The sequence below is a fragment of the uncultured Amaricoccus sp. genome (genome assembly GCF_937858865.1).
In the GTDB taxonomy this organism is placed as follows: domain Bacteria; phylum Pseudomonadota; class Alphaproteobacteria; order Rhodobacterales; family Rhodobacteraceae; genus Amaricoccus.
Genome location: NZ_CALLYO010000185.1, coordinates 1 through 2,396, shown reverse-complemented (window position 1 = coordinate 2,396; position 2,396 = coordinate 1). Strand labels below are relative to the sequence as shown.

The following is a 2,396-nucleotide window of genomic DNA, read 5'->3' as shown; positions in this document are numbered from 1 at the left end:
GTTTCGACCGGAGGATTCCAGTTCCGCGCGGCCCTAAATCCGGGGAAAGGTCAATGGAGCCGGGCGGCTACCGTTTCGGCGACTACTGGAAGTTCGGCCTGCCGATGATGCTCTGGTTCTTCGTCGTCGCCGTCGGCCTCGTGCCCTACGTCTGGGCCTTCTAGCCGCCCATGCCCTCCGCGCCCCGCCCGCAGCGCATCCTCGAGACGGCGCTCTACGCCGCCGACCTCGACGCCGCCGAGGCCTTCTACGGCGACGTGCTCGGGCTCGAGCGGGCGGCGCGCGCCGGCGAGCGCCACGTCTTCTTCCGCCTCGAGGGGGCGATGCTGCTGATCTTCAACCCGGCGGAGACCGAGCCCCCGCCGGCGCCGGACGCCCGCCTGCCGGTGCCGCCGCACGGCGCCCGCGGGCCCGGCCACCTCGCCTTCGCCGCCGCGGCCGCCGATCTCGACGCCTGGCGCGCCCGTCTCGAGGCGGCCGGCGTCGCGATCGAGGCCGACTTCCGCTGGCCGAACGGCGCCCGCTCGATCTACGTCCGCGACCCCGCCGGCAACTCGGTCGAGTTCGCCGAGCCCCGGCTCTGGGACTTTCCCGGCTGAGGGGGCCTCAGCGGCGCAGCGTCATCCGGTCGCCGGAGATCTCGATCGCCGAGAAGCTGTCGAGATAGGCCATGCCGAGCAGCGACTGCCCGAGCTGCCCGTCGGTGACGTTCGCCGGCACGTTGGTGTCGGTGAAGTCGCCGAAGCGCACCGTCCCGAGGCGCACCGGCGCCGTCCCGACCGGCCCGTTGGCGGTGATCGCCCGCCCGGAGAAGCTCATGCTCCCGGTGTCGAGCCCGACGCGCGCCGCGTCGCCGAGCGACAGCACGATGCCGGAGGCGCCGGTGTCGATCATGAAGCGCACCGGCCTGCCGTTCACCTCCAGCTCGGCATGGAAGTGCCCGTCCGAGCCGCGGCGCAGCTCGATCGCGTCCGGCGCGACCTGCACCATCGCCGCGGGCAGCAGCTCCTCGCGCAGCACGTCGCGGAAGCCGTAGGCGATGACCACCATGGCGAAGATCAGCGCCCAGACCGCGAGGTCGCGCAGCGACCGCCCGAGCCGCCCGCGCCGGCCCCAGAGAAAGAAGCTCCCGACGCCGACCAGCAGCACCAGCAGATAGACCGCCCGCATCACCGTGTCGGGATCGCGCCCCACCTCAGCCCCCCGCGACGAAGCCGTAGTCGCGCAGCCCGTCGAGCACGAACTGCACCGAGAGCGCGGCGAGCAGGATGCCGAAGAGCCGCGTCAGCACCAGGATGCCGGTATGGCCGAGCGCCCGCGCGAAGACCCGGCTCAGCCGGAAGGCGAGATAGGTGAGCAGCAGCACCGCCAGCATGACGAGGTTGATCCCGACGAGCGAGGCCGGATCGGAATGCCGGCTGGTCAGCAGGATCATCGTCGTCAGCGCCCCCGGCCCGGCGATCAGCGGCATCGCCAGCGGGAAGACCGAGGGGTCGGACGGCGCCTCGCCCGCCTTGCGCTCGCGCCGGTCGGTCCGCCGCTCGAAGAGCATGTCGAGCGCGGTCAGGAAGAGGAGCAGCCCGCCCGAGATGCGGAAGGCCGGCAGCGAGATGCCGATGCCGGTCAGGAGCCGCTCGCCGAAGAGCCCGAAGGCCGCAAGCAGCAGGAAGGAGAGGACGAGCGCCCGCCGCCCGACCCGCTCGCGCTCCGCCTCGGTCATGCCTTGCGTCAGCGCGATGAAGAGCGGCGCCAGCCCGATCGGGTCGATGATGACGAAGAGCGTGACGAAGGCCGGCACGAGGATGTCGAGCATCACCCCACCGCCTCGAGCCGCTCGAGCGCCGCGAGCCAGAGCGCCTCGGCCCGCTCGAGCCCCGCCTCGACCTCGGCCCGCTTCCGCTGCAGCCGCGCCACCTCCTCGGTGTCGCCGCGCGAATAGAGCAGCGGATTGGCCAGCCGCCCGTCGATCTCCGCCCGCATCTCCTCGAGCCTCGCCACGCGCGCCTCGCACTTCGCCACCTCGGCGCGCAGCGGCGCCACCCCGCCGCGCGGCGCCCGCGGCTTCGGCTTCTCCTCCCGCCGCGCCGAATCGCGCGTGGGGTCGCGCACCGGCGCCCCCCCGCGCTCGGCCAGGAGCAGCCGCCGGTAGGCGTCCATGTCGTCCTCGAACGGCCGCACCCGCCCGTCCTTCACCAGCCACAGCCGCTCCGCCACCAGCTCGACCAGATGCGGGTCGTGGCTGACCAGGATCACCGCCCCGCCGTACTCGGTCAGCGCCTCGACCAGCGCGTCGCGGCTCTCGATGTCGAGATGGTTGGTCGGCTCGTCGAGGATGATCATATGCGGCGCATCGAGCGCGGCGAGCAGCAGCGACAGCCGCGTCTTCTGCCCGCCCG

At 72.9% G+C, this 2,396-nt stretch carries 4 protein-coding genes; 1 reads left to right on the top strand and 3 read right to left on the bottom strand.

From position 1 onward, the window contains the following. Nucleotides 1–170: 170 nt before the first annotated feature. Nucleotides 171–599, top strand: a complete 429-nt coding sequence (locus Q0112_RS05135) for a VOC family protein (protein WP_297972337.1) — start codon at nt 171–173, stop codon at nt 597–599. Nucleotides 600–606: 7 nt separating this feature from the next. Here the strand turns inward: Q0112_RS05135 and Q0112_RS05130 are convergent, their stop codons facing one another. The 3 genes from Q0112_RS05130 to Q0112_RS05120 form a co-directional block, all read right to left on the bottom strand. Then, on the bottom strand, nt 607–1,194 hold the full coding sequence (locus tag Q0112_RS05130) for a TIGR02281 family clan AA aspartic protease (RefSeq protein WP_297972335.1): 588 nt from the start codon (nt 1,192–1,194) through the stop codon (nt 607–609). Between the two features lies 1 nt (nt 1,195). After that, nucleotides 1,196–1,813 carry a MarC family protein gene (locus tag Q0112_RS05125; RefSeq protein WP_297972339.1) on the bottom strand — a complete coding sequence of 206 codons (618 nt, stop codon included), beginning with the start codon at nt 1,811–1,813 and terminating at the stop codon, nt 1,196–1,198. Next, nucleotides 1,813–2,396: AAA family ATPase (locus Q0112_RS05120; RefSeq protein WP_324565414.1), on the bottom strand; the 584-nt coding region annotated here is incomplete at its 5' end. The genes Q0112_RS05120 and Q0112_RS05125, both read right to left, overlap by 1 nt.